Source organism: Bradyrhizobium sp. YCK136, assembly GCF_044570075.1.
GTDB classification, from domain to species: domain Bacteria; phylum Pseudomonadota; class Alphaproteobacteria; order Rhizobiales; family Xanthobacteraceae; genus Bradyrhizobium; species Bradyrhizobium diazoefficiens.
Genome location: NZ_CP172424.1, coordinates 6,466,583 through 6,493,437 on the forward strand (window position 1 = coordinate 6,466,583; position 26,855 = coordinate 6,493,437).

Here is a 26,855-nt window from a genome sequence, read left to right on the forward strand (position 1 = left end):
GGGTTTGAAAAGGCGCGGCCGCCTCACCTTTCCTCTTAGAACGTATTCCGCAGCAGCGGGTATTTCGCTTCGATGCCGTCGAGGCTGAGGGTGAATTCGACGACGCGCTCGGGGGCGGCGACGATTTCGTCCGCCGGGGGCGAGAATTGCTGCAGCAGCGTTGCCACCGCGGCAGGCGCCTTCACTGCAGGTGCGGCAACCGATGCTATTGCAGCGGGTTCGGCGAACGGCGACCTCACGGGAGGCGCGGTGGGCGGCGCCAACGCAGCAGGCGCTGCGGACGGCGGCCTCACGACAGGTACCGTCGGCAGCGCCCTCGCCGCGGGAGCCTTGAGCGGGGGGACGGCGGCGGGTGCAGTGAACGATGCCACCGCAGCGGGCGCCGCGAGCGGTGCGCTGGGAGCGAGCGGCACGAGCGGGGCTTCGGTCACCTCGGCGAGCACATTCGGCGTGGGGGCGAGCCTGACCGGCACGGCGGTCTCGGGGGCGATGTGGACCGCCTTCGGCTGCATGGTCTGGGCCTGCTGCTCGCGCGGCGCCCTGCGGGGCATCGTCGCCGGCGACCAGCCGAATGCGGGGGTGACGCTCGCGGCCGCCGCGGCAACGTCCCCGCCGGTGGCGATGGCGCGCCAGGTTTGGACGGCGCGCTTGGCTTCCTGGATGTTTTCGAGGAATGCGATCTCGGAGTGATAGCGGCGCCAGCGTCCGGTCTCGAACATTTCGGAGAGATGTTGCAGCCGCTGTTCGGCGAGAACGCACCAGCGTGCCGCGATCTCACGGCTACCAGCCGCGCCGCGAACAAGATCGCGAACAGACTCTTGGCGATGTGTCATGGACCAGCCCGTCAGGAGAAAAATACGGACGCGGGGGACGCAACGCACACGAATCAATTTAGACGCGACATGAATATTTTGTGGAAAAGTTTTGACTTGTCCAGCAACGACACCTCGTTCGTCGTCAAAGACCGTAGTCGTGCGGAGATTTGCTGTGTTTTCGAGTCAAGCTTCGCACAAGCATAGCGGGAGTGCGGGATGCCGGCCGACCGATGGCGATGAACGCAAGCGCGATCGCTCTACCGGAAGCTGATCTCAAACACGGCTTCAAGGAATCGGATGCCCCGAAAAGAAAAGACCCGTCCGGGGGGACAACCGGACGGGTCGAGCCATATGGGCGCTTGGGGTGGATGGGCGCTCGCGCCTGATATGACTGATGGGGAGGGATGACCGCTCCCACATAATTTGGTCGTGGCAGCCGGCTGAACGTTCAATGCGGCGTTCGATTATTTAACCTTCGGCCCGCGCGCAAAGTTGTCGCAGCGCCTATCGCGTCGCCGGCCTATCCACCTGAGAAATCGTGGATTTATCATTCGAGCTCGACAGCGAGGGCTGCTCGATCGCGCGGATGCCGGGCTCGTCGCGACGTGGCTGCCCATCTTCACGTTTTGTTGTACCGGACGCGGCCGCAACCGGCGTCGCGCTGTCGGCGGGAACAGCCATGACCGCGGCAAACGCATCGGCCTCGCCGTCGCCGAACAGATCATCACGCCCGGGTGAGCCGAGATCGCGCGCGGTCTTCGCAAGCGTCATGCGCAGCGCCTCCGGCTTGAGCGCGTAGTTGCGCTCGAGCAGCAGCGCCGCGACGCCGGAGACATAGGCCGCCGAGAACGAGGTTCCCGACGTCATCTGGTATTTGCCTTCCGGCGCCGGCAGGAAGATGTCGACGCCCGGCGCCGCCAGCGCGATGTAGTTGCCGCGGTTCGAGGCGGTGAACAGCTTGTCCTGCTGGTCGGTCGCGCTGACCGCGATCACGTTGGGATTGGCGGCGGGATAGAGCGGCGGCGATTTCGCACCCGCATTGCCGGCGGCCGCGATCAGCACGAGGCCGCGCGCCGCGGTCGCCGCGATGGCCCGCTCGATCACGGCATCCTTCGGACCTGCAAAGCTCATATTGACGATCTGCGCGCCATGCTCGGCGGCGTAGTTCAACGAGCGCAGGATGATATAGGACGAGCTCTCGGCGCCACCCGTGGTGCCGCCGAAGGCGCGGATCGCGATGATGCGCGCCTCGGGCGCGCTGCCCATCAGCCGGGCATGCGCCACGATCGCCCCGGCGATGCCGGTGCCGTGAATATGCGGGCCCTCGGCGCTGCCGAGCGCGTCGAAATTGTCGGCGATGGAATTGGCGAGCTCGGGATGTTTGGCGTCGATGCCGGAGTCGATCACGGCAACCGTCACGTTGGCGCCGTGCGCCAGCGTGTGCGCCTGCGGGAGGCGGAGCTTTCCCAGCACATATTGCGCGGGATCGCCCTCGGTCGGCACGGAGGATTTCTGGTCCTGGAGCACGTAGCGGAAGTTGGGCTGGACCGAGCGCACGCTACCGTCGGCGGCGAATTCGCGCCGCACCGTCTCGGCGGGCCGGCCGTCGGTGATGCGGAACAGGCCGAAGGTCGCCCCGATCAGCGGGAAATTCTCGGACGCGACGCGCGCGAGGCCGTGGCGACGCGCGAGCTCATCGGCTTCGGTCACCGATAGCGCGCCGTCGATCTCGGCGACGAATTCGCCTGCGAAGATGCGCTGGTTCAGGGCGACGGGCGTGTTGTTGCCGCGCCCCTTGCCCGCGCTCTTCTTGCCGGACTTGCCGGCGCCGTCACCGCCTGTATTTGGCTGCGCCAGGCATTCGCCGTCGGCGTCGCGGTACGGTGCCGTGCAGGACGGATACAGGTTCGGCGAGTAGCGCGCATAAGGCAGCACCGGCGCCGGCCCGATTCGGGGCGTAGAGATACGTGCGGTCGTCATCGTGCGCGGGCCGCGATCAATGCTTACCGCCCGCGCAGCAACGTTGGGAGAGATGGTCGGCGTGCGCGAGGGAACGCTGATCGTGGGCGTGCGCATGATCGCCTGCGCCTGCGCAACCTCGACGCCGAGACTGGCGGCGAGCAGGAGCGCGGCTCCGACCGACGAAGCGTAGGCCCCGGCTCGCGACTTACTCTCGGACTTGCGCGTCATCGGTTCAGCGGCGCCTTACGGCGCCGCGACGGCGAGGTTGACGAACTTCTCGCGCTGCATCCTGCCGAGCAGCGAGGCGAGTTCGTCCTGGCTCATCGCCTTGTCGAACTGGAGGCGGAACATGCCGCCCTTGGCATCCCCGATGATCGAGGCCTGGTAGCTGTCGAGCAGCGCCGTGATGTCGGCGACCCGCGCCTCGGGCGTGAAGCGCACCAGCGCGCGCGCCGGCGCAACGGCAGCGCCAAGCTCGCGCGTGATCGGCGCGCTGGTCGAAAGCGAGGCGGTCTGGAAGGTCGTGGGCTGGGTCTTCATCAGCACCGCGCCGATGATGCCGGCCTGGAGCACGAGCGCGACTGCACCGAGGCTCGCCGACCAGGCCAGGGTCCGCGGCGACAGGCTCGCGAAGAAGGTCGCGATGCGCGCCGACAGCGGCAGCGATCCGGTCTCACGCGCCGGCTCGGCGTCGATCGCGCCGAACAGCTTCTGCATCGCGCGTGCCGACGGAGCCCCCAGGCTCTCGTTCAGATGGATGGTCTCTTCGTACTCGCCGCGGATCGCGGCATATTGTTTCGCGAGCTCGGGATCACGCGCCAGCGCGTCCTCGACGCGGCGGGCGTCGCGCGCGTTCAGCGTGCCGGCCGCGTGCCACGGCAGCAGCAGTTCAATCTCACTGGGCTCTTGCTCCAGCATCTTTTTGCTCAAAGCCATCATGGCCAGCCTCGCTCAACGCCGGCTGCCTTCAGCAGTTCGGCCAGTTTCTTGCGCGCATAGAACAAGCGCGTCTTTACAGTGTTCTCCGGTATCCCGACGATTTCGGCCACTTCTTCCACGGACTTCTCGTGGTAGTAGACGAGATCGACGATTTCCCGGTGTTCCGGCGAGAGGCCTGTCAGACACTCCCGCAACGCTTCACTGGTATCCTTCTTCTGCACCACCGTTTCCGGATTGTCGGACGTATCCTCAATCGCGTTCGCGGCGTCTTCGTCCAACTCAAAGTCCTTCCTGCGCCGGAGCGCCGAGAGGGCCTTGAATCGGGTAATGGCCAGCAGCCAAGTGGAAACTGCGGATCGACCCTCGAACTTGCCGGCTTGACGCCAGACGTCGAGAAACACCTCGCTGATGAGGTCTTCCGCCGCCTGCTCGTCCCGTACGAGCCTGAGGCCGAACCTGTAGACCCTGACATGGTGCCGCCCGTACAGCACCTGCATGGCAAGCCGGTCACCCTGAGCGATCCTGGCGATGAGGATCTCGTCCGAAGCCGCCTGTGTCACGCTCAAAGGCCGTCTCGCAAGGTTGGTCGGGTCGATGCAGCGGACGGTTCGACGGCAGGTGCAAAATTGTTCAACCTACCGCAGTCATACGGGAGCTTGTGTGCTCTACCCCACATACGCGGATTTTTCCTGTCCCGCCCGTGCGGGTCGGCCGTTTGGATCCAGATCGGTAACATAATACTGCAACATTTCCCTGCGGAACGCCTGCCCGGTCACGGGCGGGCCGACCAAGTTCGGTTCCATAGCAGTCCTGCACGACGTATGTCTCACGAAGGCCTGCTTTGGCTCGACCGCATCGCAAACGATGCCTAATCGCCGGCAAATTCCCCCAGCGACCGACATCACCCTGTTCTGCGCTGCACGGTTCGGATTCGCTTTCAAAGGATACCAAACCTAAAGGCTTGCCACGTAGATTTTTGGGCTGACATCCACCATTGGCGGGACCATGAACACGGCCGCGACGTCCTTTCCGGAGAGGAATGCCGCTGAGGTCGCGGAACTCGTTCTCGCGCCCGAGGCGGCGGCCCCCGAAGTCCGGGAGCGCCGGGCCCGGCAGCGCCGCCAGATGTATGTCGGCCAGGTGGCGAGCTACTCGCTCGGCGCCTCGGTCCTGCTGATCTACGCCTATGACGGCGCGATCTCGGTCGACATTGCCTCGCTGTTCTGGTTCGGCGGCCTCCTGATCATCGGCACGTTCACCGTGCTGTCGGAAGCCGGCATCGGCGACAGATTCACCGACCACTACCTCACCGTCTTCCAGATCTCGGCGCATATGGCGCTGCAATTCGTGTTCCTGCTGTCGGTCCCGACCATCGGCATCGCCTTCATCTGCGTGCTGTTCCTGATCTTCGCCTTCGGCACGCTGCGCATGACCTCGGCCCAGGCGATGATCACCTGGACACTCGCGGCCATCGGCCTTGCCGCCGTCTTCCTTGCCTCCGACCTGCCGATCGGCATGCCCGTTGCTACCCGGCTGCAGCGGACCGCCTCGATGCTGTGCTTCGTGCTGGTGATCGGCCAGTGCGCCTTCCTCGGCCTGTTCGGCGCCACGCTACGCAAGATCCTGTACCAGCGCAGCATCGAGCTGAAGGCTGCCTATCAGCGCATCGAGGAACTGGCCGAGCTCGACGAGCTGACCGGCTCCTACAACCGCCGCTGCATCATGCGACTGCTCGACGCCGAGATGGACAAGTCGCGGCGGGCATCGACATCTTGCGCGATCGCGCTGATCGATCTTGACTGGTTCAAGCGCATCAACGATGCCCACGGCCATCCCATCGGCGACGAGGTGCTGCGCACCTTCGCGATCACCATATTCGCCAACATCCGCCCGACCGACTGCTTCGGCCGCTACGGCGGCGAGGAATTCCTGCTGTTGCTGCCGGACACCGACGGCGAGGCGGCCTCGCGCATGCTCGAGCGCTTGCGCAGCATCGTCGCCGATCTCGACTGGAGCGCATTCTCCCCCGGCATGCGCGTGACGATTTCCGCGGGCGTCGTGACGCTGCGCGACGTTGATACTGCCGACACGTTTCTCGCGCGCGCCGACAGCGCGCTCTATTCAGCCAAGGCGCAAGGCCGCAACCGTATTGCAACGAACTGACCAACCCATTTTCTCCGGCACGTGAGAAGCCGCCGCCGGACCAAACGCTCCAGGACAGGGCAATGATATCCAGATCCGCCAGACCATCCGAGAACCTGCTCGAGGAATTGCAGGCTGCGCTCTCGCACGGCACCGTTGTGCGCCGGGTCGAGGCGCTGCGCCGCGTCACCGATCTGTTCGTGGGCAATGCAGTGGATTACTCCGACGAGCACATCCGCGTGTTCGACGACGTATTCCAGTGCCTGATCGAACAGATCGAGACCTCGGCGAGGACGCTGCTCGCCGACCGCCTCGCACCGATCGCGGCGGCACCGCCGAAGATCATCCGCACGCTCGCGCTCGACGAGGTGATCGAGGTCGCAGGACCGGTGCTGTCGAAATCGGAACGGCTGGACGAGGCGACCCTGATCGAGATCGCGCGCACGCGGGGTCAGGCGCATCTGAAGGCGATCTCGCTGCGGCGGGTGCTGTCGGCAGCACTCACCGACGTGCTGGTGACGCGCGGCAACGAGGACGTCGTGCAATCGACCGTCGGCAATCCCGGCGCACAGCTCTCCGAGGACAGCCTCTCCGACCTCGTCACGCGGGCCGAGCGCGATGACGACCTCGCCACATGCATCGGCCTGCGGCCCGACCTGCCGCGCCATCACTACCTGAAGCTGGTCGCGAAGGCGTCCCTGAGCGTGCGCAGGAAGCTCGAGGCCGCGCATCCGGAGCTCGCGGACGAGGTGTCGAGCGTGGTCCAGGAAGCGGCCCAGCGGGTCCGCGCCGCGGCCATGACCCGGCAAACCGAGATAGCGCGCGCGCTGGTGAAGTCGCTCCACGAGGACGGCCGCCTCAACGAATTCCAGGTCACCGCGTTCGCCGAGCAAGGCAAGTTCGACGAGACCAATGCGGGCCTCGCGGCGCTCGCCGGCGTTGCGGTCGAGACCGCCGAGAACATGATGATCGAGAGCCGCACCGAGGGCGTGATGATCCTCGCCAAGGTCGCGGGCATGTCGTGGGCGAGCGTGCGCGCAATCATCGCCCTGCGCGAAAAGCTCTCGGGCGGCTCGCAGACCGACATGCTGACGCTGCGCGATACCTACGAGGCCCTGCGCTCATCGACCGCGCAGCAGGTGCTGCGTTTCCACCGCATGCAGCACGGCACGACGCCCGCGGCCTAATACCGCAACACCCTCGCCCCGAGCAGCGCTCCGATCGCGGCTACCAGCGCCGTCGCGATCGTGTACCAGGTCGCGACGAACAGCGGCGAGTCGTCGGTGCAGTGCGAGGCGTAGAGCGTCGCAGCGAGCCCGGCCGACACCAGGCCGGCGAGCGCACCGGCGAGCGCGGGGTGCGATGGCGCGCCGTGGCGCAGGCCGAACAGCGCCCCCGCCAGCAGCGGCAGCGACATCGCCGGGATCGCCAGCAGGCAAACCCTGGAGTTCTTGCCCATCAAGCGCATCGACATCGGCATGGCCGGCGCCATCATCGTCTCGCCGCCGATCGCGACCGCAAGAAGGCCGACGGGAAGCAGCAACAGCCAGCCCCAGCCGCGCAGCAAGGCCTCGGGCCGCGACAGATGCAGGCTGACGATGATCGCGGGGATCGCGAGCGACAGCGTCACCGCGAACTTCATGTCGAAGAACGGGTTGTGCATGGCGCTCATCACGTCGGGCCGCACGCCGAGGAACGTCGCGAAGATCAGGATCGACAGCGGCGCGGCGACCAGGAGCGCCATGGTCAGCACGGCGCCGACGCGCGGGGTGCGATGGGCGTTGTCGGCCGCAAGCGAGCGAATGAGTTGATCGGTATCCATGACTAGTGGTCCCGCAGTTTGGCCGTGAGCGCCGCAAGTCCGCGATGCAGCGCGACCCGTACTGCGCCCTCGCTCATCGAAAACTTTGCCGCCGTGTCCTTGATCGACGCGCTGTCGACCGCGATCGACTGCAACACGTCGCGCTGGCGCTGCGGCAGCGTGTTGAGCTGCGCCGTGACCTCGCCCGCCGAAGCAGTCTCCTGCGGCGTCTCGCCCGGCAGGGTCTCGGCGAAATCATCGATGTTGACGAAGACCCGCCGGCCACGTCGTCTTAGCGCATCGATCAGCTTGTTGCGGGCGATCGCGAACAGCCAGGGTGCGAAGGGGGCTTCGCTGTCCCAGGTGTGCCGCTTCAGATGCACCGCCAACAGAATCTCCTGCACGATATCCTCGGCCTGGTCGGGAGGCTGGCCGGCCCGCGCCAGCCCGCGCCTCGCGGCAGCGCGCAGCACCGGCGTGACCGCCTTCAACAGGCGATGATACGCCGCATCATCGCCCGCCATGGCCGACCGCATCAGGCCGGTCCATTCGTCCTCACGTCCGCGCACCCGCGCCCTCATCATGCAATTCGGCCGCTCTTTCAATTTGTTACGCCGGCACCGGTACGATCACGGTTTCGTGATAGATGCTGTGCCACCGTCCAATGCGGCCGTGGAAATCCGCGACGGCTCATAACACCGATCGGTCCCGTCCGCATCCGGCGGCCGGCCCCGGAGGGGGCGGCTTGCCCCGTTTTTGCCCGGTCTAGCCCGAAGATTCCCATTTTTTGCCCCGCTATCGTCACGCCACGGCGTCTCTGTTCGGTCCGGGCATGGGTGGATTGGGGAGATCGTCAACATGATCAAAGCCAGCGGGCGCGCTGCCCTGATTCTTTTGGCCGGGCTTTTCCTGCTGTTCGGAGGCGCTGCACAGGCGGCGCCGAGTTCGGCTGCGAGCAGCCCATCGGACAGCGCAGGCAAACAGGCTGATGCAGTCCAGCCGAGCAAGCACCGGCGTCACTCTGCGCGCCGCACCAGCAGCAAGACGGCGCAGAAGTCCTCCGACGACAAGGCCGGCAAGACGGACGCTGCGGCAAAGTCCGACGCGGCCAGGGCTGACAGCAAGGCCGACAACAAGGCTGGTGGCGATGTGCCGGCCTCGAGCCAGATGCCGCCGGAGGTCGCCAACGCTAAGGCTCAGCTCGCCGCCGCCGATACGCCGCCCGCGGCTGCGGCCTCCGCGATGACGGACCGCGCCAACGACAACGTCCAGGCAGCGGCCGATAATACCGCCGCCCCGAATGCCGAGAGCCAGGTGGTGGCGCCCGACCAGCTCAACGATCTCGACCGCGCCCTGCAACAGGACAGCCCGCCGGCGCAGAAGCAGAACGCGGTGATCGCCGCAACCGACGCGCAGCCGCGACCCGCGCCGGTGATGGCGAGCAGCCACCAGAGCTCGGCCTGGGACCAGAGCTCCCTGATCGGCAAGATCTTCATCGGCGTCGGCACGCTGCTGACGCTGGCCTCCGCCGCGCGGATGTTCATGGCCTGATCTCTTGGCCTGAGTTCTTGGCCTGATCTTTTGGCCTGATCTTTTGGCCCGACGAACCTCGCCCGGGACGCGCAGTTGGCTGCACGTCCCGGGCGGCCTTGTTCCGGCAGCTTTTCGGGGCCCCTTGAAGCCCACTGCGGCAGCAGGCACATTGCCCGCCCAATCAAAAGCGTGGGTGGAGCATGAGCACGTTCGAACACATCATCGTCGAAAGCCAAGGCGCGGTCGGCATCATCAAGCTGAACCGGCCGAAGATGCTCAATGCGCTCTCCTTCGGCGTCTTCCGCGAGATTGCGGCCGCCGTCGACGATCTCGAGGGCGATGATACCATCGGCTGCATCGTCGTGACCGGCAGCGAGAAAGCCTTTGCCGCCGGCGCCGACATCAAGGAGATGCAGCCGAAGGGCTTCATCGACATGTTCTCCGAGGATTTCGCCGCGATCGGCGGCGACCGCGTCGCGCGCTGCCGCAAGCCGACCATCGCCGCTGTTGCGGGCTACGCGCTCGGCGGCGGCTGCGAACTCGCCATGATGTGCGACTTCATCATCGCCGCCGACACCGCCAAGTTCGGCCAGCCCGAAATTACGCTCGGCACCATTCCCGGCATCGGCGGCACCCAGCGCCTGACCCGCGCGATCGGCAAGTCCAAGGCGATGGACCTCTGCCTCACCGGCCGCATGATGGATGCGGCGGAAGCCGAGCGAAGCGGCCTTGTCAGCCGCATCGTGCCCGCCGACAAGCTCATGGACGAGGTGATGGCGGCCGCCGAAAAGATCGCGTCGATGTCACGGCCCGCCGTCGCCATGGCCAAGGAAGCGGTGAACCGCGCCTTCGAGACCACGCTCGCCGAGGGCATGAGCGTCGAGCGCAACCTGTTCCACTCGACCTTCGCGCTGGAAGACCGCTCCGAGGGCATGGCCGCGTTCATCGAGAAGCGCAAGCCGGTGAACAAGAACCGCTGAGGCGGCACCTGGTCAGGCCGGTGTAAGGCTCTGACGCTTTCCCGCACAACCCCTGTGACGCGCCTGCAACAAGCACGGAATACATGGGGGTTTTCCCCGCGGCAGTTTGCCTGCGGGACCCCGGCTGGTTAAACAGTTAAGAGGCCACCGTCGGCGGGGGCGGACAGCCGGGGTTTAGCGGGATTACATGATTGGGCGTGCCGCGAGAGTTGGTCGCGTGATGACGCGGCATCGATCGGGCGTGGGTCCTGTGCTTGCGACATGGACCGCGCTGGCGCTCTGTTGCGCCCTGCCCTCGGCCGCCGGGGCCGAAGCCCTGCCGGAGGCGTTGGCCAAGGCCTACCAGACCAACCCGCAGCTCAATGCCGAGCGCGCGCGGCAGCGTGCGACCGATGAGAACGTGCCGCAGGCGCTCGCCGGCTACCGGCCGCAACTCGTTGCAAGCCTCAGCGCCGGCTTGCAGTCGGTGCGCAACCTGTTGCCCAACAACACGATCCAGACCGCCAATCTGACGCCATGGGTCATCGGCGTCACCGTGACGCAGACCCTGTTCAACGGCTTCCGCACCGCCAATAACGTGCGGGCCGCCGAGCTCCAGGTGCAGTCGGGCCGCGAGGCGCTGCGCAATGTCGGCCAGGGCGTGCTGCTCGACGCGGTCACCGCCTACACCAATGTGCTGGCGAATCAGTCGCTGGTGGAGGCGCAGCGCTCCAACGTCGCCTTCCTGCGCGAGACGCTTTCCGTCACCCAGCGCCGCCTCAACGCCGGCGACGTCACGCCGACCGACACCGCGCAGGCCGAGGCCCGTCTCAACCGCGGGCTCTCCGACCTCAATGCCGCCGAAGTCGCGCTCGCGGTGAGCCAGGCAATATACGCGCAGGTGATCGGCAATGCGCCATCGCAGCTTCGGGCCGCCGAAGTGGTCGACCGCTATCTGCCGAAGAGCCGCGAGGATGCGCTGACAATGGCGATCCGCCAGCATCCGGCCGTGATGGCGGCAGGCTTCGACGTCGATGTCGCCTCCACCAACATCCGCGTCGCGGAAGGCGCCCTGCTGCCGAGCGCCAGCATCCAGGGCAGCGCCAGCAAAAGCCGCAACAACGACCCGACACTCGGCACCTTCGCAGAGGACCAGGCTTCAATCGTCGCCAGCGTCACCGCGCCGATCTATGACGGCGGCCAGGCCGCCGCGCAGACCCGGCAGGCCAAGGAAGTCACCGCGCAGAGCCGGCTTGTGCTAGACCAGGTGCGCAATCAGGCCCGCACCGCGGCGGTCAGCGCCTGGGTTGCCAATGAAGGCGCCAAGATCGCGGTCTCGGCCTCCGAGTCCGAGGTGAAGGCGGCGACCGTCGCGCTCCAGGGCGTGCAGCGCGAGGCCGCCGGCGGACAGCGCACGACGGTGGACGTGCTGAACTCGCAGGCCGATCTGATCCAGGCCAAGGCCCGTCTGATCGGCGCGCTGCGCGACCGCGTGATCGCCTCCTACACGCTACTCAGCGCCGTCGGCCATCTCGACGTCAAGACCTTGAGCCTGAACACGCCGGACTACCTGCCGGAGGTGCACTACCAGCAGGTCCGCGACGCCTGGCACGGCCTGCGCACGCCGTCGGGGCAGTAGTTTCAATCTTTTGGCCGGTGCCATGAAGAGCCGCCGCATCCATCTGATGGGAGCTTCGGGGTCCGGCGTGACGACGCTCGGCCGCGCGCTTGCCGGGCGGCTTGCGCTTCCGCATCACGACAGCGATGATTATTTCTGGCTGCCGACCGCGCCGCCCTACCAGACGACGCGCCCCGGCGCGGAGCGCCTGCGCCTGATGCGCGAGATGTTTCTGCCGCGTCTCGATTGGGTGCTCAGCGGATCGGTCACCGGCTGGGGCGAGGAACTCGTTCCGTTGTTCGATCTCGTCGTCTTCGTCACCGCACCGCGCGAAATCCGGCTGAAGCGATTGCGCGCCCGCGAGGCCGCCCATTTTGGCGTTGAGGCGGTCGCGCCGGGCGGCTGGCGCCATGACGAGACCGAAGCCTTCGTCGAATGGGCCTCCCATTACGAGGCCGGTGATCGCGAAGGCCGCAATCTTGCAAAGCATGAGGCCTGGCTCGCGGGCCTGCCCTGCCCGGTCGTGCGCGTTGACGGCTCACACCCGCTTGCGAACCTTGTCGAGCAGCTATGCAGCGAAGCGGAGCGATTGCCGGGCTGATGTGATACTATTTCGGTTCAACCTCCAAATAACGAAGCAGGGAGAGAAACCATGCTCGACCGACGCAGTGTCCTGCTTGCCTCACTTGCCGCCGGAGTAGCCATGACCAGCAAAGCCCACGCCCGCGCGTCGCAGCCCGCGACGCCGGTCAATTTCGACGTTCCGGCGCATGCCTGCGACTGCCACACCCACATCCATGGCGATCCCGAAAAGTTTCCGTTCTTCGCAGGCCGCGTCTATACGCCGGAGCCGGCGAGCCCTGAAGAAATGGCCGCGCTGCACAAGGCGCTGCATATCGAGCGCGTGGTGATCGTCACGCCAAGCGTCTACGGCACCGACAATTCCTCCACTCTGTTCGGCATGAAGGCGCGTGGCGGAACCGCGCGCGGGGTCGCCGTGATCGACGACAAGACGACCGACGCGCAGCTCGATGCGATGCAGCAGGAAGGCTTCCGCGGCATCCGCATCAACCTTGCGACCGGCGGCATCAGCGATCCCAATGTCGGCCGGGCCCGCTTCACTGCGGCCGTCGAGCGCATGAAGGCGCGCGGCTGGCACGTGCAGCTCTACACCACGCTGCCGATGATCTCGGCGATCAAGGACCTGGTGCTGGCCGCGCCCGTGCCCGCGGTGTTCGATCATTTCGGCGGCCTCGAGGCTTCGCTCGGGCTGGAGCAGCCGGGATTTTCCGACCTGGTCGCGCTCGTCAAATCCGGCAAGGCCTATGTGAAGATCTCCGGCGCCTATCGCTCGTCAAAACTCGCGCCGGACTATCAGGACATGGTGCCCTTTGCGCGCGCGCTGATCGAGGCCAATCCGGATCGCATCGTCTGGGGCACCGACTGGCCGCATCCGGATTCGAGTCATGTCGAGGGACGGAAAGCCACCGACGTCGCGCCTCTCTACCAGATCGATGACGGCCGCCTGCTCAACCAACTTCCGGTGTGGGCACCGGATGCGGATGTGCGCAAAAAGATCCTGGTCGACAATCCGGGGCGGCTCTACGGATTCTGAGTCGCGACGGCCGCCCGCGATCAGCGCGCACGGCGGGAGAAGAAGGAGATCAGGACCGGCAAGGTCACCAGGATCACGACCGGCGCCAGCATCATGCCGGTGACGACGACGACCGCGAGCGGCTTCTGCACCTGCGATCCGATGCCCTCCGACAGGGCAGCGGGCAAGAGGCCGACGCCGGCGACGACGCAGGTCATCAGCACGGGCCGGAGCTGAAGCTCGCCGGTGCGGATCACCGCGCTCACGCGGTCCATGCCTTCCTCGATGAGCTGGTTGAACTGCGACAGGATGATGATGCCATCCATGACCGCAATGCCAAACAGCGCGATGAAGCCGATCGCCGCGGAGACGCTGAACGCCGTGCCGGTGATCAACAGCCCGAGCACGCCGCCGAAGATCGCCATCGGGATCACGCTCATCGCGAGCAGCGTGTCGGTCATCGAGCCGAAATTGAACCAGAGCAGAACACCGATCAGCGCCAGCGAAATCGGCACCACGATCGACAGGCGCCGGATCGCGTCCTGGAGATTGCCGAACTCGCCGACCCAGTCCATGTGCGCGCCGGGCGGCAGTTGCACCTGGTCGGCGATCTTCTGCTGCGCCTCGCGGATCGCGCTGCCGAGATCGCGCTCGCGGACCGAGAACTTGATCGGCAGGTAGCGCTCCTGCTGCTCGCGGTAGATGTAGGCCGCGCCCGAGACGAGGCTGATGGTGGCGACCTCGCTCAACGGGATCTGCGTGACGGTCCCGTTCGGCCCCGGCGCACCGATCCGCAAATTCTGGATCGCCTCCGCGCTCCGGCGGTATTCCGGCGCAAGCCGAACGATGATCGGGAAATGGCGGTCGCTTCCGGGCTCGTAGAGATCGCCCGCGGTGTCGCCGCCAATCGCGACCTTGATGGTGGCGTTGATGTCGCCCGGTGCGAGGCCGTAGCGCGCGGCCTTGGCGCGGTCGATGTCGATCTGGATGGTCGGCTGCCCGAGCGATGTGAACACCGCAAGGTCGGTGACACCCTGCACCGTCGACAGCACCTGCTTGATCTTGTTGGCGGTGTCGGTAAGCGCCTGCAGATCGCTGCCGAACAGCTTGATCGAGTTCTCGCCCTTCACGCCGGAGACGGCCTCGGAGACGTTGTCCTGGAGATATTGCGAGAAGTTGAACTCGACGCCGGGGAAGCGGTCGTCGAGCTGCTTGAGCAGTTGCGCGGTCAGCTCTTCCTTGTCACGCGTGCCGGGCCATTGGCTCACGGGCTTGAGCGGCGCGAAGAACTCGGCGTTGAAGAAGCCGGCCGCGTCGGTGCCGTCGTCGGGACGGCCGTGCTGCGACACCACCGATTCCACCTCGGGCCGGGCGCGGATCACCTTGCGCATCTCGTTGACGTAGGTGTTGCCTTCCTGGAGCGAGATGGTCGGCGGCAGCGTGGCGCGGATCCAGAGATTGCCCTCTTCCAGCTTGGGCAGGAATTCGAGGCCGAGCAGCCGGCTGAGCGCCACCGTCATCAGCACGAGGCCGACCGCACCGCCGAGCATGATGCCGCGATTGGCGACGGCCCAATGCAGCACCGGCATGTAGATCCGGTGCAGGATCAACATGACTTTGGTCTCGGTTTCCTCGACATGCGCGGGCAGGATGATCGCGGACAGCGCCGGCGTCACCGTGAAGGTGGCCAGCAGCCCGCCGGCAAGCGCATAGGCATAGGTGCGCGCCATCGGTCCGAAGATGTTGCCTTCGACGCCGGAGAGCGTGAACAGCGGCAGGAAGGCCGCGATAATGATGGCGGCGGCGAAGAAGATCGAGCGCGACACGTCGGCCGCGGCGCTGAGGATGGCGTGGCTCTTCATGCCGAACAGCGTCTCGGACGACATGTGCTCGGATTCGGACACCGGGGTCGTCTGCGTCAGGCGGCGGAAGATCGCCTCCACCATGATGACGGTGGCATCGACGATCAGGCCGAAATCGATCGCGCCGACCGACAGCAGGTTCGCCGATTCGCCGCGCAGCACCAGGATGATCACCGCGAAGAACAGCGCGAACGGAATGGTGGCGCCGACGATCAGCGCGCTGCGCAGGTCGCCGAGGAAGATCCACTGCAACAGCACGATCAGCAGAATGCCGACCACCATGTTGTGCAGCACGGTGTGGGTCGTGAGCTCAATCAGGTCGCCGCGGTCGTAGATGCGCTCGATGCGCACGCCGGGCGGCAGAATGCTGGAGTTGTTGATGGTTTGAACGAGCTGGTGGACGCGCTTGATGGTTGGCGAGCTCTGCTCGCCGCGGCGCATCAGGACGATGCCCTGCACGATGTCGTCGGCATCGTCGATGCCGGCAATACCGAGGCGAGGCCTCTGCCCGACCGTGACTGTGGCGACGTCCTTGACCAGCACCGGGTTGCCGTTGGTCTGCGAGACCATGGTGTTGGCAAGGTCGTCGATCGAACGTATCAGGCCGACGCCGCGCACCACGGCCGATTGCTGGCCGATATTGACGGTGTTGCCGCCGACGTTGACGTTCGCATTGCCGACCGCCTGGAGCAGTTGCGGCAGCGTCAGGCCGTTGGCGACGAGCTTGTTGAAATCGACCTGGAGCTCGTAGGTCTTGCTCTTGCCGCCCCACCCGGTGACGTCGATGACGCCCGGCACGGCGCGGAAGCGGCGCTGGAGGATCCAGTCCTGGATCGTCTTCAGGTCGAGCACGCTGTAGTTCGGCGGGCCGACCAGGCGGTAGCGGAAGATCTCGCCGATCGGGCTGAGCGGCGAGATGTGCGGCTGCACATTGCCCGGCAGCGGCGCGAGCTGCGCCAGGCGGTTCAAGACCTGCTGCAACGCCTCGTCGTAGGTGTAGGCGAAGGAGAACTGGAGCTTGATGTCAGAGAGGCCGTAGAGCGAGATGGTGCGGATGGTCGTGAGGTTCTTCAGACCCGCGACCTGGGTCTCGATCGGGATCGTGATGTAACGCTCGATTTCCTCGGCCGACAGGCCCGGGCTCTGCGTCACGATGTCGACCATCGGCGGGGTCGGGTCGGGATAGGCCTCGATATTGAGTTGGTTGAACGCGATCAAGCCGCCGATCAGCACGGCAACGAACATGCCGACCATCAGGTAGCGCCGGTTGACGGCAAGGGCGACGAGACGATCCATTCAGGTCTTCAGTTTGTTTTCAGTTTTTGGGTCGTCGATCAGCTGCCGGACGCCGCGCGGTCGATGAACAGGCTGCCCTTGGTGACGATCTGCTCGCCGGGTTGCAGGTTGCTCGTGACTTCGACGAGGTTGCCGTTGATCAGGCCGATCTTGATCTGGCGCAGCTCGACCGACTTGTCTTCGCGCGCCACCCAGATGCGAACCTTGTCGGCTTCATAGATCAACGCCTGTTTCGGCACCGCAGGTGCCGCGCGGTCGCCGGCCGAATAGATCGTGACGTTGGCGAACATTTCCGGCTTGAGCACGCCGTCCTTGTTGTCGATGGTGGCGCGAACCAGCAGACGGCGGGTGCTGGGATCGATCGCGGCGGCGACGTAGTTGATCTTGGCGGTCAGCGGCCGGCCCGGCAGCGCTATCACGTTGACGGTGATGTCCTGCCCGATGCACACAGCGGCCGCATCGCTCTCACGCACGAAGGCGGTGAGCCAGACCGTGGAAAGGTCGCCGATCACGAAGACCGGATCGCTGGCGCCGGAATTGACGTACTGGCCCGGGCCGATCTTGCGCTGCACGACCGTGCCGGAGATCGGCGAGTAGATCGTGATCTCCCGATCGATGACGCCCTTGTCCTGGAACGCCTTGATGGTTTCGTCGGTGAAGCCGAGAATCCGCAGCTTGTTGCGTGCGGCTTCCAGCGCCGTCGCCGAGGAGCGCATGTCGTTCTGCGCCTGGACCTGGGTGGCTTCCGCCTGCTGATAGTCCTTCAGCGGAATGGCGTGGCCCTCATAGAGATCCTTGGCCCGCTTGAACTGGATGTCGGCAAGATCGATCGCCGACTTCGCCTTGTTCTGCGAGGTCATCGCCGCGATGAAATCGTTCTGGGCCTGCACGGTGTCGGCGGCCTCGATCGTGAACAGCGGTTGACCTTGCTTCAGCATCTCGCCGGGCTTGGCGAGCAGCTTGGTGACCCGGCCCGCATAGGGCGAGAACACCGGCGTCGAGCGGTCCTCGTCGACCGCGACCTTGCCCTCGGTGACATATTCGGCCCGGAAGGTCTTGGCCTTGACCGGCTCGATCGTCAGGGTCGCCCATTCGGACGGGGTCGGCGTGAAATTCTGCGCATTCCTGCGCGACTGGCTGGAGACCTCGGAATGACTTTTTTCCTTGGTCCCCGCATAGAGGAAGCCGTAGGCACCGGCGCCGGCGAGTGCCAGTAAAACTACGGATGAGATCACCCGCTGTTTTGTAAGCACCTGCAATCGCTTGGTATTTTCAACTACCATGGGGCCCGGTCATGTCTGCGACGATCTCGGCAAACAATTGCCTCATCGGTCGCGCTAATAGTGCCGAATTCAGATTTCAAACAACCTAAAAAACGCCCGGCACCTTTCCGTTTGCGTTAAAATTTTGCGACGCGTCAGCTCCAAGTAAGCCAAGTAAGCTCAGTGTCAGCTTCTCACCGGCCACTGTGCCGGATGACTGCCGAGCGGCATCGCCGGACGGCTCCATTGCGCCGGCGTTCTCGACAGCAGCGCCGAATGGCGCACCGCTTTCAACGTGCCGAAGCCAGATGGCATGCTCTCGATGAACGCTGCATGTACAGCCTCGCCCGTAAGATCCGGGGTGTCCAGTCCGCCGTCGAGCCGGCCGAGATTCCACAACCAGCGGCCGGTCTGCGCCAGCGACACGCGCACGTGCCAGCTGCCGCCTTCGCGGGCCTGGCGCGCCCTGGCCATCATCGCGCCGAACGCCATGAGATAGCCGGTGGCGTGATCGAGTATCTGTGCCGGCAATTCCTTGGGACCGTCGATGCCGGCGGCCTTCCCCTCGGCATGGTTGAAGCCGGTGGTGGTTTGCACCAGAGAGTCGAAGCCGCGCCGCTCGGCCCAGGGTCCGGCATGACCGTAGGCTGACAGAGTCACGTAGACGATGCCGGGATTGATCTTCGCTGCCTCCTCGGGCGAGAAACCCAGAGCTGCGAGCGCGTGCGGGCGATAGCCTTGCGAGAAGATGTCGACGTCCTTCAACAGCGCACGCATCTGCGCCCTGCCCGCCTCGCTCTTCAGCTCGATGAAGGTGGTGAGCTTGCCGCGGCCGGTGTCGATGGTGAGCCAGGGAATGGCGGGCAACTCAGGTCCCGAGACCAGGAGCACATCCGCACCGTGCGCGGCGAGCGTGCGGCCGGCGACGGGGCCCGCGATGACGCGGGAGAGATCGAGCACGCGGAGGCCGGCGAGCGGGCGATCGCCTTCAGGCCACGGCTTTGGCGGGGCCTCGCCGATCTTCTCGATCGAGATCAACGGCAGTTCGGCGAGCGCACGTGCCTGCGGCAGTGCGGACCACTCGTCGTGAGAGCGCATCAGGGCAACGACGCCGCCGGCAGCGTAGGCCGCGGTTTCGAAATCCTCGCCCTTCCACCGCATCAACGCGGCCTGGACCTTCTCGCGCTCCGCCTCGCAAGCCAGCACCTTGCAGACCGCGTCGCGGTGATGCGGAAAGTTGGTGTGGCAGCGGACGAAGCAGCCATCGCCTGTGCTGTAGACGCCGGCGATGGCGTCGCTGGCCGGTGGCGGCGGCTTGTCGTCGAGCCGCAAATAGCGCTCGGAACGGCATTCGGCCACGGCATGGCGCATGTCGACATGGACGTCCTGCACCTCGCCGCTGCGCAATCGCGTGATTTCGGCGGCAGCAAGGCCCGCGGCAGCGATTGTGGTTTGGCCGGCGACAGCGACACGAAACGAGGACGGGATCTGCGGCTCTTCGCCGGTCAGTCGCACGCGTGCAAGCGCGGCCTTATCGCCGCCGGCGGAGGTCCAGATGCCCTCGAGAATATCGGCAGGGCTTTGCATGGCCGCTTCTCTCCCTTTCGGGTTGTTGTTTTGCGTACGATCCTTCCGGAAAACCGCTGCGCACTTTTCCGGATCATGCTGTACTTTTCGCGACCATGTCATGATCGCAGAAAGGAATGCAATGGCCGCCATCGATCCCCTTACCGCCGGCGCCGTGTTCATCGCAACGGCGGCCACCGACGCGGTCTATGTCATGTTCACCTCCGCCGTGATCGCGCGCAAGCGCGTGCCAGCGGCGAACTGGAGCGCGGTCTGGTACCTGCTCTCCTCCTACGCGGTGATCAGCTACACCGAAAACGCCTTCTATGTCGCTTTCGCGGCGCTCGGCTCCTGGGCCGGCGCCTACGTCTCGCTGACTTACTTGCACCGCCCGCCCGGCGGCCCGCCGGTGGGGGCGGCACCGGAGTGAGGTCGTCGCCGCAGGCGAAGCAACTAACCACACGCTCGGTGTCGTCCTGGCGAAAGCCAGGACCCATTACCCCGGTCGAATGTTGTTACAGCACGTCTTGGCCACAACATCGCACAGCAGCGCAAGTTCGTGGTAATGGGTCCTGGCTTTCGCCAGGACGACATTGGAGGAGGCACTGCGCTTCGTTCGCGACGACGGCGCGCGACCAACAACAAGGAAGACAAAACAATGGATCTCGGTCTCAAGGGAAAGAACGCCATCGTGCTCGGCGGCACGCGCGGCATCGGGCGGGCGATTGCGGCGACGCTGGCCGGCGAAGGCGCCAATGTCGCGGTGTGCGCGCGCAATGCGGATCAGGTTGCCGCCACCGTCACTGAGCTGAAGACGAGCGGCATCCGCGCCACCGGCAGCCCGGTCGACGTCACCGACGGCGCGGCGTTGAAGTCCTGGGTCGAGGGCGCTGCAAAGGAGCTCGGCGGCATCGACATGCTGTTCTCCAATGCCGGCGCGATGGCGCAAGGTCAGGATGCAGCGTCCTGGGAGCAGAACTTCCGGCTCGACGTGCTCGGCGCCGTGCATGCGTTCGATGCCGCGCGACTGTTCCTCGAGGCGAGCGGCGAGACAAGCGGCGACGCAGCCTTCGTCATCATCGCCTCGATCTCGGCGGCACAGGCCGATCTCGCGAGCTCCTACGGCCCGATCAAGGCGGCGCTGATCCACATGGCCAAGGGGCTGGCGCGGCAATATGCGAAGAAGAAGATCCGCGTCAACGTGGTCTCGCCCGGCACCGTCTATTTCAAGGGCGGCGTCTGGAACACGATCGAGCAGAACATGCCCGAGCGCTACAAGGATGCGATGAAGCGCAACCCTACCGGCCGCATGGCAACGCCGCAGGAGATCGCAAGCGCGGCGGTGTTTCTGGCCAGCCCGGTGTCGGGGTTCACCACGGGATCCAATCTGGTCGTGGACGGCGCGATCTCGAACCGGGTGAATTTTTGAGGGGCACGCTGTCATCGCCTGCGAAGGCGGGCGGTCCAGTATTCCAGAAACAGTGCGGCTAGAACCGAGAGGCCGCGGCGTACTGGATACCCCGCCTTTGCGGGGTATGACGACTGAGAGTGAGGCGCGATCGCTTCAACAAACTCGTCATTGCGAGCGCAGCGAAGCAATCCAGAATCTTTCCGCGGCAACAGTCTGGATTGCTTCGCTACGCTCGCAATGACGGCGTGGCAGCATCCCGCGCGACAACCTCAATGAAAATCCCGCGACGGCGGCAGGATGCGGACGTTGCGGGGGTGACGGATTTTCTGTGCCGGAGCATCCGCGTGGTCGCGACGGTCGTCGTTGAGCGGCTCGATCAGGGCGGCGCCTGATGGCACCGGATGCCTGCGGGTCAAGGCATCGTTGGCCAGTCCAATCAGATCGTGCGAGCGGTCGACCATGCGCTGGGCGATGAGATGCGTCACCTTCTCGGGGCTGCTCTGGATATAGCCCTCGACCAGGATGAGGCGCGCGCCCATCACCTCCTTGCGGTACTGCTCCATGATCTTGGGCCACACCACGACATTGGCGATGCCGGTTTCGTCCTCCAGCGTCATGAACACGACGCCGCTGGCGCTGCCCGGCCGCTGCCGGACCAGCACCACGCCGGCGCAGCGGACGCGCCGCCGCTCGTTCTGATGATTGACGTCCTTGCAGGCGACGACGCGATCGCGCGAAAACATCTCGCGCAGGAATTCCATCGGGTGGCCCTTCAGCGATAGCCGGATAGTCTGGTAGTCCGCGACCACCTGCTCGGGGCGCGGCATCAAGGGCAATGGCTTTGCATGCTCGTCGGGCTGCTCACGGGCGGTGGCGACCTCGAACAGCGGCAACGGCACGTCATCTGGCAGCCGCCGCACCTGCCACAGCGCCTCGCGGCGATCGAGCCCGAGCGAACGGAAGGCGTCGGCATCGGCGAGCAGGATCAGCGCGCGCTTGGGCAGGCCGGTGTCGCGGGCGAAATCTTCGAGCGAGGTGAAGGGACGGCGGTTGCGGGCGGCGACGATGCGGTCGGCCCAGTCTAACGCTCCGCCGTCATTCCGGGGCGCGCCTCTTGGCGCGAGCCCGGAATCCATACTCCCGATCGTGGTTATGGATTCCGGGCTCGACGCTGACGCGTCGCCCCGGAATGACAGCTGGGAGTGTTTCAGGCGCTCCTCATCCTCGTCCAGCCAATGAAAACCGTCGATCTGGCGGAAGCCGAGGCGTACCGCGCGGTATTTGCCGCTCCCCTGCTCCAGCGTGTTCTGTGCAAAGCTGTAGGACACGTCGATGTCGCGCACCTCGACGCCGTTCTTGCGGGCATCGCCGACGATCTGCGCCGGCGCGTAAAAGCCCATCGGCTGCGAGTTCAAGAGGCCGCAGCAGAACGCATCGGGATGATGATATTTCAGCCATGACGAAATGTAGACGAGCTGCGCAAAACTCGCGGCGTGGCTCTCCGGAAAACCGTAGGAACCAAAACCCTTGATCTGGTCGAAGCAGCTTCTGGCGAAGTTGGGATCGTAGCCGCGCGCGACCATGTTGCCGATCAGCTTGTCTTCGTATTTGCCGATGGTGCCGACATTGCGGAAGGTCGCCATCGAGCGGCGCAGGCCGTTGGCCTCCTCGGAGGTGAATTTGGCCGCCTCGATCGCGATGCGCATTGCCTGCTCCTGGAACAGCGGCACGCCCTTCGTCTTGTGTAGCACCTTGTAGAGCTCGTCCGCGGGACCATGCTCGGGCGATGGCGAGGGATAGCTCACCTTCTCCTGGCCGTTCCGTCGCCGCAAATACGGATGCACCATGTCGCCCTGGATCGGCCCCGGCCGCACGATCGCGACCTCGATCACCAGGTCGTAGAAGGTCCGCGGCTTCAGGCGCGGCAGCATGTTCATCTGGGCGCGGCTCTCGACCTGGAACACGCCGAGCGACTCCCCGTCACACAGCATGTCGTAGACTTTGGGATCGTCCTGCGGAACGCTCGCCAGAACCCAGCGCTCGCCCTTGTGGTCCGCGATCAGATCAAAACATTTGCGGATGCAGGTCAGCATGCCCAGTGCAAGCACGTCGACCTTCATCATGTTGAGCGCGTCGACGTCGTCCTTGTCCCATTCGATGAAGGTGCGGTCGTCCATCGCGGCGTTGCCGATCGGCACATAGGTGTCGAGCCGGTCCTGGGTGAGCACATAGCCGCCGACATGCTGGGAGAGATGGCGCGGGAATTCGATCAGCTCGGTCGCAAGCTCGACCGCGAGGTTGATCATGGGGTTTTGCGGATCGAGCCCGGCCTGCTTCACCTGCATGTCGTTGAGGCCACTGCCCCAGCTTCCCCAGACGGTGTCGGCGAGCGCGGCGGTGACGTCCTCGGTCAGGCCCAGCGCCTTGCCGACGTCGCGGATGGCGCTACGCGGACGATAATGGATGATCGTGGCGATGATCGCGGCGCGGTGACGGCCATAGCGGCGATAGACATATTGCATCACCTCCTCGCGCCGCGAATGCTCGAAATCGACGTCGATGTCGGGCGGCTCCAGCCGCTCCTTGGAGATGAAGCGCTCGAACAAGAGATCGACCTTGGTCGGGTCGACCGAGGTGATGCCGAGCACGTAGCACACCGCTGAATTCGCCGCCGATCCCCGCCCCTGGCACAGGATGTTCTGGCTGCGCGCATAATGGACGATGTCGTGCACGGTGAGGAAGTAGTGCGCGTATTTCAGCTCGGCGATCAGCGCGAGCTCTTTCTTGAGCGTAGCACGCAGCTTGTCATCGATCTTGCCGGCGAAATATTTATCGACGCCCGCCCAGGTCAGGTCCTCCAGATGCCCTTGCGCGGTCTTGCCCGGCGGCACCGGCTCGTCCGGATATTGATATCTAAGCTGGTCGAGCGAGAAGTCGATCTTGTTCGCAAAGCGCATGGTCTCCGCGATCGCGTCGGGGAAGTCACGGAACAGCCGCGACATTTCGCGCGGAGTTTTGAGAAAGCGCTCGGCATTGGCCTCGAGCTTTCGTCCGACCGCCTCGATCGTGGTCTTTTCCCGGATGCAGGTGAGCACGTCCTGGAGGGGACGGCGCACAGGATCGTGATAGAGCACCTCGTTGGTCGCGAGCAACTGCACCTTTGCCGTCGTCGCGAGATCGTCGAGCCGCGCCAGGCGGCGTCGGTCATCGCCGCGATAGACCAGGCTCGCCGCCAGCCACACGCCCTCGGCGCGGGTCGCTTTGAGCTTTGCAAGGACATCCAGCGCCTGCGCCGGCTCGAAGCGATGCGGCAGGGTCAAGACCAGGAGCTGGCCTTCCGAAAACGCGAGGAGATCGGAGAGGGTGAGACGGCATTCGCCCTTCTCGATCCGCGTGACGTCGTCGCCGCGCTTGCCCCGGGTCAGGAGCTGGCAGAGCCGGCCATAGGCCGCACGGTCGCGCGGATAGACAAGAATGTCGGGCGTGCCGTCGATGAAGACGATGCGCGCGCCGATCAGCAGTTTTGGCTTGTGCAGCACCTTGTCATTGTCGAGCTCCTTGTAGGCCCGCACCACGCCGGCCAGCGTGTTGTGATCGGCAATGCCGATCACGGGAATGCCGAGGATGCTCGCCTGATGCACATAGGCCCGCGGATCCGAACCGCCCCGCAGGAAGGAGAAATTGGTAGTGATGCCGATCTCGGCATAAGCAGGCGTGTTCATGCGAAGAGACCGTGCACATACCAGTTGGGAGGAGCGGGCTTGCCGTCGGCGTCGAACACCTCCCCCTCGTAAAGACCGTCGCGAAAAATCCAGAAGCGCAGGCCTTCGGCATCCTCGATGCGGAAATAATCCCGCGTCAACTGCTTGCCGTCCTGACGCCACCATTCCATCGCGATGCGCTCGGGCCCTTCCACCCGCACCACCGCGTGTTTCGCGCGCCGCCAGGTGAATTGATGCGGCGGACCATCCGGCACGGTCGCGAACGGCACTGTGACCGGCTCCGGCTTGTCGAACAGCCGCAGGGGGCGCAGCGGCGGCTCGCCCTCGGCGCGCGCCGGCCATTCGGCCTGCATGGCGGCGGCAAGGTGATGCTGCGCCGGCGCGGCCAGCACCGCACATTCAGGGACATGCGTGTCCTGCGGCAAGTGCACGACGACGCGCTTTCCGCCGATCCGCGCCGCGATGCGGTCGATCAGCGCGGCGAGCTCGTCATTGTCGTGGACATGGGCGTCGAGATCGCGCTGCTCCTGCACCACGATCTCGGTGCGGCTCGCCGACAGCCGCACCATGTCGAAGCCGAAGCCGGGATCGAGGGGATCGGCGAGCGCATCGAGCCGCTCGCGGAACAGGCGGTCGATGACGGCGCTTCGCGTCACCGGCCGTCCGGTCTCGACCATGATCGCGCGCACCACGCCGTCGGTGCGGAAGAAGGCGGCTTCCAGCCGCCGCGCGCCCTTGCCCTGCTTCTCCATGGACGCGATCAACGTGTCGGCGAGCCGCGACAGCGTCATCGCGATCATCGTGTCGGTCGCGATCGGCTCGGCAAAGCGCTTCTCTACGATGTAGTCAGGCAGCGGCTTTCGCGGATTGATCGGCGCATCGCCCTGCCCCAGCGCATGCGCGAGCAGCGTGGAGAACCGCGCGCCGAACCGCGCCGTGATCTCGTGGGCGCCGCGCGATGCGACATCGCCGATGGTCTTCAGGCCGGCACGGCGCAGGCCGGTGGTGATGGCCTCGCCCGCGCCGAGCGCGGACACCGGCAGCCGGCTGATCGCCTCCGCCTCCCCGCCATCGACGACGATGGTGCCGGAGACCTGGCGCGTCAGCGTCCGCGCGCAGACCGAGGTGCCGGCAATCGCCGCGCTGACGGCAAAGCCTTGTCGGCCGAGCGCGCGAATGAGCGTCTGCAACAGCGCGGCTTCGCCGCCGAACAGATGCGCGCAGCCGGTGATATCAAGGAACAGCCCGTGCGGCGGATCGAGCGCCACTAGCGGCGTGAAACGGTCGCACCAGTCGGCGATGTCGCTCAGCGTCTTCGCATCGGCGACGACATCGGCATCGAACACCCGCAAGTCCGGGCACATCGCCCGCGCATTGGCCAGGGGCTGGCCGATATGCAGGCCCAGCCGCGACGCCGCATCGTCAAGCGCATGGATCACCAGCGCATTGGTCTCTTTGATGACGACGATGCTGGGCTCGTCTTTTTGTTTTGACGCGTTTTCTTCACGCGAACCGGTACCCACTTCGCTCGAAAACGCTTTGGTCTTACCCAGCCCGCCGTTGAAGAACCGCTGGATCCGGTCGATGGGCAGGCGCGGCAGCCACAGGCTGAGAATACGTCGACGGTTCACTGAACTGGCACTCATCACATTTCCATTCCATGATCCACCGGCCGCACGGGCCATGACGATTGCGCAACAGCTCGGCATCGAAGCGCGGCGCGCCCCAGGCATTCCACATCGTGCCCGGCGGCGAATGCGCCGCGCGCAGCATCCATCTGGTCTCGGCAGTCGAGGGCAGCGGCTGCGCGGCCATCCGCAACAGCAGGCCGGTGACGCCGGAGCCTTGCGCGGCCAGCGTCAGCTTGCGGCTCGCCACGAGATCGAATTGCCGCGTCTCGCCCCAGAGCTCGAGCACGACCGCGCCGAGCGCATCGCAGGCCAGTGCATCGGCCGAAGTGCGCAGCGCACCCTCCACATCGGCCGCGCGCACCATCACCACGCGGCGCGGGTCGAGGCCGAGCTCGGCGAGCCCGCTCATCGACAGCGCGCCGGCTTCCAGTTCCGAAAAATCCTGCCGCACCCACAACAGCGGCCGGCGCGCGGTCACGCGTCCCGCAACGCCCATGACAAACCCGGTCGCGGCGGCGCCCTGGCGCCCCTCGCAAAACACCTCGTGGATCGCCGCGCGCGCGAGCCCGCCCTTCAGCGCGCTGTCGACCTCGCCGTGGCCAAGCGCGACGCGATCATGCTGATGCACGACCTCCGCCGTCTCGATGCGCTCGATCTGGCTGCGCAAGGTCGCAAGCGCGCTTGTGCGTGCGCCGCTCATATACGCCGCTCCTTCAGAGGTGATTGCCGGTGGCTCTCAAAA

General features: G+C 65.6%; 21 protein-coding genes. 9 read left to right on the top strand and 12 right to left on the bottom strand.

Annotated features, from left to right (window positions below):
* Positions 1-35: 35 nt before the first annotated feature.
* The 4 genes from ACFLEY_RS31280 to ACFLEY_RS31295 all read right to left on the bottom strand — a co-directional run bounded on the left by ACFLEY_RS31280 (position 36) and on the right by ACFLEY_RS31295 (position 4,282).
* Positions 36-833 (bottom strand): TIGR03809 family protein, encoded by a 798-nt coding sequence (locus tag ACFLEY_RS31280; protein ID WP_211433401.1) that lies wholly within the window; start codon positions 831-833, stop codon positions 36-38.
* Positions 834-1,319: 486 nt separating this feature from the next.
* Positions 1,320-3,005 carry a S8 family serine peptidase gene (locus ACFLEY_RS31285; protein WP_060911159.1) on the bottom strand — a complete coding sequence of 562 codons (1,686 nt, stop codon included), beginning with the start codon at positions 3,003-3,005 and terminating at the stop codon, positions 1,320-1,322.
* Between the two features lie 15 nt (positions 3,006-3,020).
* Positions 3,021-3,716, bottom strand: a complete 696-nt coding sequence (locus ACFLEY_RS31290; RefSeq protein ID WP_011085827.1) for a hypothetical protein — start codon at positions 3,714-3,716, stop codon at positions 3,021-3,023.
* On the bottom strand, positions 3,713-4,282 hold the full coding sequence (locus ACFLEY_RS31295; protein WP_038965738.1) for a sigma-70 family RNA polymerase sigma factor: 570 nt from the start codon (positions 4,280-4,282) through the stop codon (positions 3,713-3,715). Before ACFLEY_RS31295 ends, ACFLEY_RS31290 begins: the two co-directional genes overlap by 4 nt.
* Positions 4,283-4,721: 439 nt before the next feature.
* Here ACFLEY_RS31295 and ACFLEY_RS31300 point away from each other — a divergent pair, with 439 nt between their 5' ends.
* Positions 4,722-5,879: a GGDEF domain-containing protein gene (locus tag ACFLEY_RS31300; protein WP_211433400.1), complete on the top strand. Its 1,158-nt coding sequence runs from the start codon at positions 4,722-4,724 to the stop codon at positions 5,877-5,879.
* A gap of 62 nt (positions 5,880-5,941) precedes the next feature.
* Entirely contained in the window at positions 5,942-7,045 is a 1,104-nt protein-coding gene (locus tag ACFLEY_RS31305; RefSeq protein ID WP_060911157.1) for a DUF2336 domain-containing protein, read from the top strand.
* Here the strand turns inward: ACFLEY_RS31305 and ACFLEY_RS31310 are convergent.
* A complete protein-coding gene (locus tag ACFLEY_RS31310) occupies positions 7,042-7,680 on the bottom strand; it encodes an NrsF family protein (protein ID WP_011085823.1) in 639 nt (212 codons plus the stop codon). The genes ACFLEY_RS31305 and ACFLEY_RS31310 overlap by 4 nt on opposite strands.
* 2 nt (positions 7,681-7,682) lie before the next feature.
* Positions 7,683-8,228 (bottom strand): sigma-70 family RNA polymerase sigma factor, encoded by a 546-nt coding sequence (locus ACFLEY_RS31315; protein ID WP_028172304.1) that lies wholly within the window; start codon positions 8,226-8,228, stop codon positions 7,683-7,685.
* 289 nt (positions 8,229-8,517) lie between these two features.
* Here ACFLEY_RS31315 and ACFLEY_RS31320 point away from each other — a divergent pair, with 289 nt between their 5' ends.
* The 5 genes from ACFLEY_RS31320 (at position 8,518) to ACFLEY_RS31340 (ending at position 13,384) form a co-directional block, all read left to right on the top strand.
* Entirely contained in the window at positions 8,518-9,210 is a 693-nt protein-coding gene (locus tag ACFLEY_RS31320; RefSeq protein WP_060911156.1) for a hypothetical protein, read from the top strand.
* A 182-nt stretch (positions 9,211-9,392) separates the two neighbouring features.
* The gene (locus ACFLEY_RS31325) at positions 9,393-10,172 is read left to right on the top strand and encodes an enoyl-CoA hydratase (RefSeq protein ID WP_060911155.1); all 780 of its coding nucleotides are present in this window, start codon (positions 9,393-9,395) and stop codon (positions 10,170-10,172) included.
* 187 nt (positions 10,173-10,359) lie between these two features.
* The gene (locus tag ACFLEY_RS31330; RefSeq protein ID WP_082756278.1) at positions 10,360-11,790 is read left to right on the top strand and encodes a TolC family outer membrane protein; all 1,431 of its coding nucleotides are present in this window, start codon (positions 10,360-10,362) and stop codon (positions 11,788-11,790) included.
* 22 nt (positions 11,791-11,812) lie between these two features.
* Positions 11,813-12,370 (top strand): hypothetical protein, encoded by a 558-nt coding sequence (locus tag ACFLEY_RS31335; protein WP_060911153.1) that lies wholly within the window; start codon positions 11,813-11,815, stop codon positions 12,368-12,370.
* A 51-nt stretch (positions 12,371-12,421) separates the two neighbouring features.
* Complete coding sequence (locus tag ACFLEY_RS31340) at positions 12,422-13,384, top strand: amidohydrolase family protein (protein WP_060911152.1); 963 nt, start codon at positions 12,422-12,424, stop codon at positions 13,382-13,384.
* 20 nt (positions 13,385-13,404) lie between these two features.
* Here the strand turns inward: ACFLEY_RS31340 and ACFLEY_RS31345 are convergent, their stop codons facing one another.
* The 3 genes from ACFLEY_RS31345 to ACFLEY_RS31355 form a co-directional block, all read right to left on the bottom strand.
* The gene (locus ACFLEY_RS31345) at positions 13,405-16,521 is read right to left on the bottom strand and encodes an efflux RND transporter permease subunit (RefSeq protein ID WP_060911151.1); all 3,117 of its coding nucleotides are present in this window, start codon (positions 16,519-16,521) and stop codon (positions 13,405-13,407) included.
* Between the two features lie 38 nt (positions 16,522-16,559).
* Positions 16,560-17,804 carry an efflux RND transporter periplasmic adaptor subunit gene (locus ACFLEY_RS31350; RefSeq protein WP_028172310.1) on the bottom strand — a complete coding sequence of 415 codons (1,245 nt, stop codon included), beginning with the start codon at positions 17,802-17,804 and terminating at the stop codon, positions 16,560-16,562.
* Between the two features lie 165 nt (positions 17,805-17,969).
* On the bottom strand, positions 17,970-19,370 hold the full coding sequence (locus ACFLEY_RS31355; protein ID WP_060911150.1) for a CoA transferase: 1,401 nt from the start codon (positions 19,368-19,370) through the stop codon (positions 17,970-17,972).
* A gap of 121 nt (positions 19,371-19,491) precedes the next feature.
* On the opposite strand from ACFLEY_RS31355, the gene ACFLEY_RS31360 reads away from it, so the two are divergent.
* Positions 19,492-19,779, top strand: coding sequence for a hypothetical protein (locus ACFLEY_RS31360; RefSeq protein ID WP_028172312.1), 288 nt, complete (start codon positions 19,492-19,494; stop codon positions 19,777-19,779).
* A 228-nt stretch (positions 19,780-20,007) separates the two neighbouring features.
* Entirely contained in the window at positions 20,008-20,778 is a 771-nt protein-coding gene (locus ACFLEY_RS31365; RefSeq protein ID WP_060912992.1) for an SDR family NAD(P)-dependent oxidoreductase, read from the top strand.
* Between the two features lie 251 nt (positions 20,779-21,029).
* Here the strand turns inward: ACFLEY_RS31365 and ACFLEY_RS31370 are convergent, their stop codons facing one another.
* From ACFLEY_RS31370 to ACFLEY_RS31380, 3 genes are read right to left on the bottom strand one after another with little or no spacing between them, the layout of a single operon-like run.
* A complete protein-coding gene (locus ACFLEY_RS31370; protein ID WP_396604287.1) occupies positions 21,030-24,482 on the bottom strand; it encodes an error-prone DNA polymerase in 3,453 nt (1,150 codons plus the stop codon).
* Positions 24,479-26,128 carry a DNA polymerase Y family protein gene (locus ACFLEY_RS31375; RefSeq protein WP_039184086.1) on the bottom strand — a complete coding sequence of 550 codons (1,650 nt, stop codon included), beginning with the start codon at positions 26,126-26,128 and terminating at the stop codon, positions 24,479-24,481. The genes ACFLEY_RS31370 and ACFLEY_RS31375 overlap by 4 nt, the downstream gene beginning before the upstream one ends.
* A complete protein-coding gene (locus ACFLEY_RS31380) occupies positions 26,028-26,813 on the bottom strand; it encodes an ImuA family protein (RefSeq protein WP_028172316.1) in 786 nt (261 codons plus the stop codon). The genes ACFLEY_RS31375 and ACFLEY_RS31380 overlap by 101 nt, the downstream gene beginning before the upstream one ends.
* Positions 26,814-26,855: the final 42 nt, after the last annotated feature.

Coding starts and splice junctions, on each gene's coding strand:
- ACFLEY_RS31280 (WP_211433401.1), bottom strand. CDS start 833: ATGACACATCGCCAAGAGTCTGTTCGCGATCTTGTTCGCGGCGCGGCT.
- ACFLEY_RS31285 (WP_060911159.1), bottom strand. CDS start 3,005: ATGACGCGCAAGTCCGAGAGTAAGTCGCGAGCCGGGGCCTACGCTTCG.
- ACFLEY_RS31290 (WP_011085827.1), bottom strand. CDS start 3,716: ATGATGGCTTTGAGCAAAAAGATGCTGGAGCAAGAGCCCAGTGAGATT.
- ACFLEY_RS31300 (WP_211433400.1), top strand. CDS start 4,722: ATGAACACGGCCGCGACGTCCTTTCCGGAGAGGAATGCCGCTGAGGTC.
- ACFLEY_RS31305 (WP_060911157.1), top strand. CDS start 5,942: ATGATATCCAGATCCGCCAGACCATCCGAGAACCTGCTCGAGGAATTG.
- ACFLEY_RS31310 (WP_011085823.1), bottom strand. CDS start 7,680: ATGGATACCGATCAACTCATTCGCTCGCTTGCGGCCGACAACGCCCAT.
- ACFLEY_RS31320 (WP_060911156.1), top strand. CDS start 8,518: ATGATCAAAGCCAGCGGGCGCGCTGCCCTGATTCTTTTGGCCGGGCTT.
- ACFLEY_RS31325 (WP_060911155.1), top strand. CDS start 9,393: ATGAGCACGTTCGAACACATCATCGTCGAAAGCCAAGGCGCGGTCGGC.
- ACFLEY_RS31330 (WP_082756278.1), top strand. CDS start 10,360: ATGATTGGGCGTGCCGCGAGAGTTGGTCGCGTGATGACGCGGCATCGA.
- ACFLEY_RS31335 (WP_060911153.1), top strand. CDS start 11,813: ATGAAGAGCCGCCGCATCCATCTGATGGGAGCTTCGGGGTCCGGCGTG.
- ACFLEY_RS31340 (WP_060911152.1), top strand. CDS start 12,422: ATGCTCGACCGACGCAGTGTCCTGCTTGCCTCACTTGCCGCCGGAGTA.
- ACFLEY_RS31345 (WP_060911151.1), bottom strand. CDS start 16,521: ATGGATCGTCTCGTCGCCCTTGCCGTCAACCGGCGCTACCTGATGGTC.
- ACFLEY_RS31350 (WP_028172310.1), bottom strand. CDS start 17,804: ATGGTAGTTGAAAATACCAAGCGATTGCAGGTGCTTACAAAACAGCGG.
- ACFLEY_RS31355 (WP_060911150.1), bottom strand. CDS start 19,370: ATGCAAAGCCCTGCCGATATTCTCGAGGGCATCTGGACCTCCGCCGGC.
- ACFLEY_RS31360 (WP_028172312.1), top strand. CDS start 19,492: ATGGCCGCCATCGATCCCCTTACCGCCGGCGCCGTGTTCATCGCAACG.
- ACFLEY_RS31365 (WP_060912992.1), top strand. CDS start 20,008: ATGGATCTCGGTCTCAAGGGAAAGAACGCCATCGTGCTCGGCGGCACG.
- ACFLEY_RS31370 (WP_396604287.1), bottom strand. CDS start 24,482: ATGAACACGCCTGCTTATGCCGAGATCGGCATCACTACCAATTTCTCC.
- ACFLEY_RS31375 (WP_039184086.1), bottom strand. CDS start 26,128: ATGAGTGCCAGTTCAGTGAACCGTCGACGTATTCTCAGCCTGTGGCTG.
- ACFLEY_RS31380 (WP_028172316.1), bottom strand. CDS start 26,813: ATGAGCGGCGCACGCACAAGCGCGCTTGCGACCTTGCGCAGCCAGATC.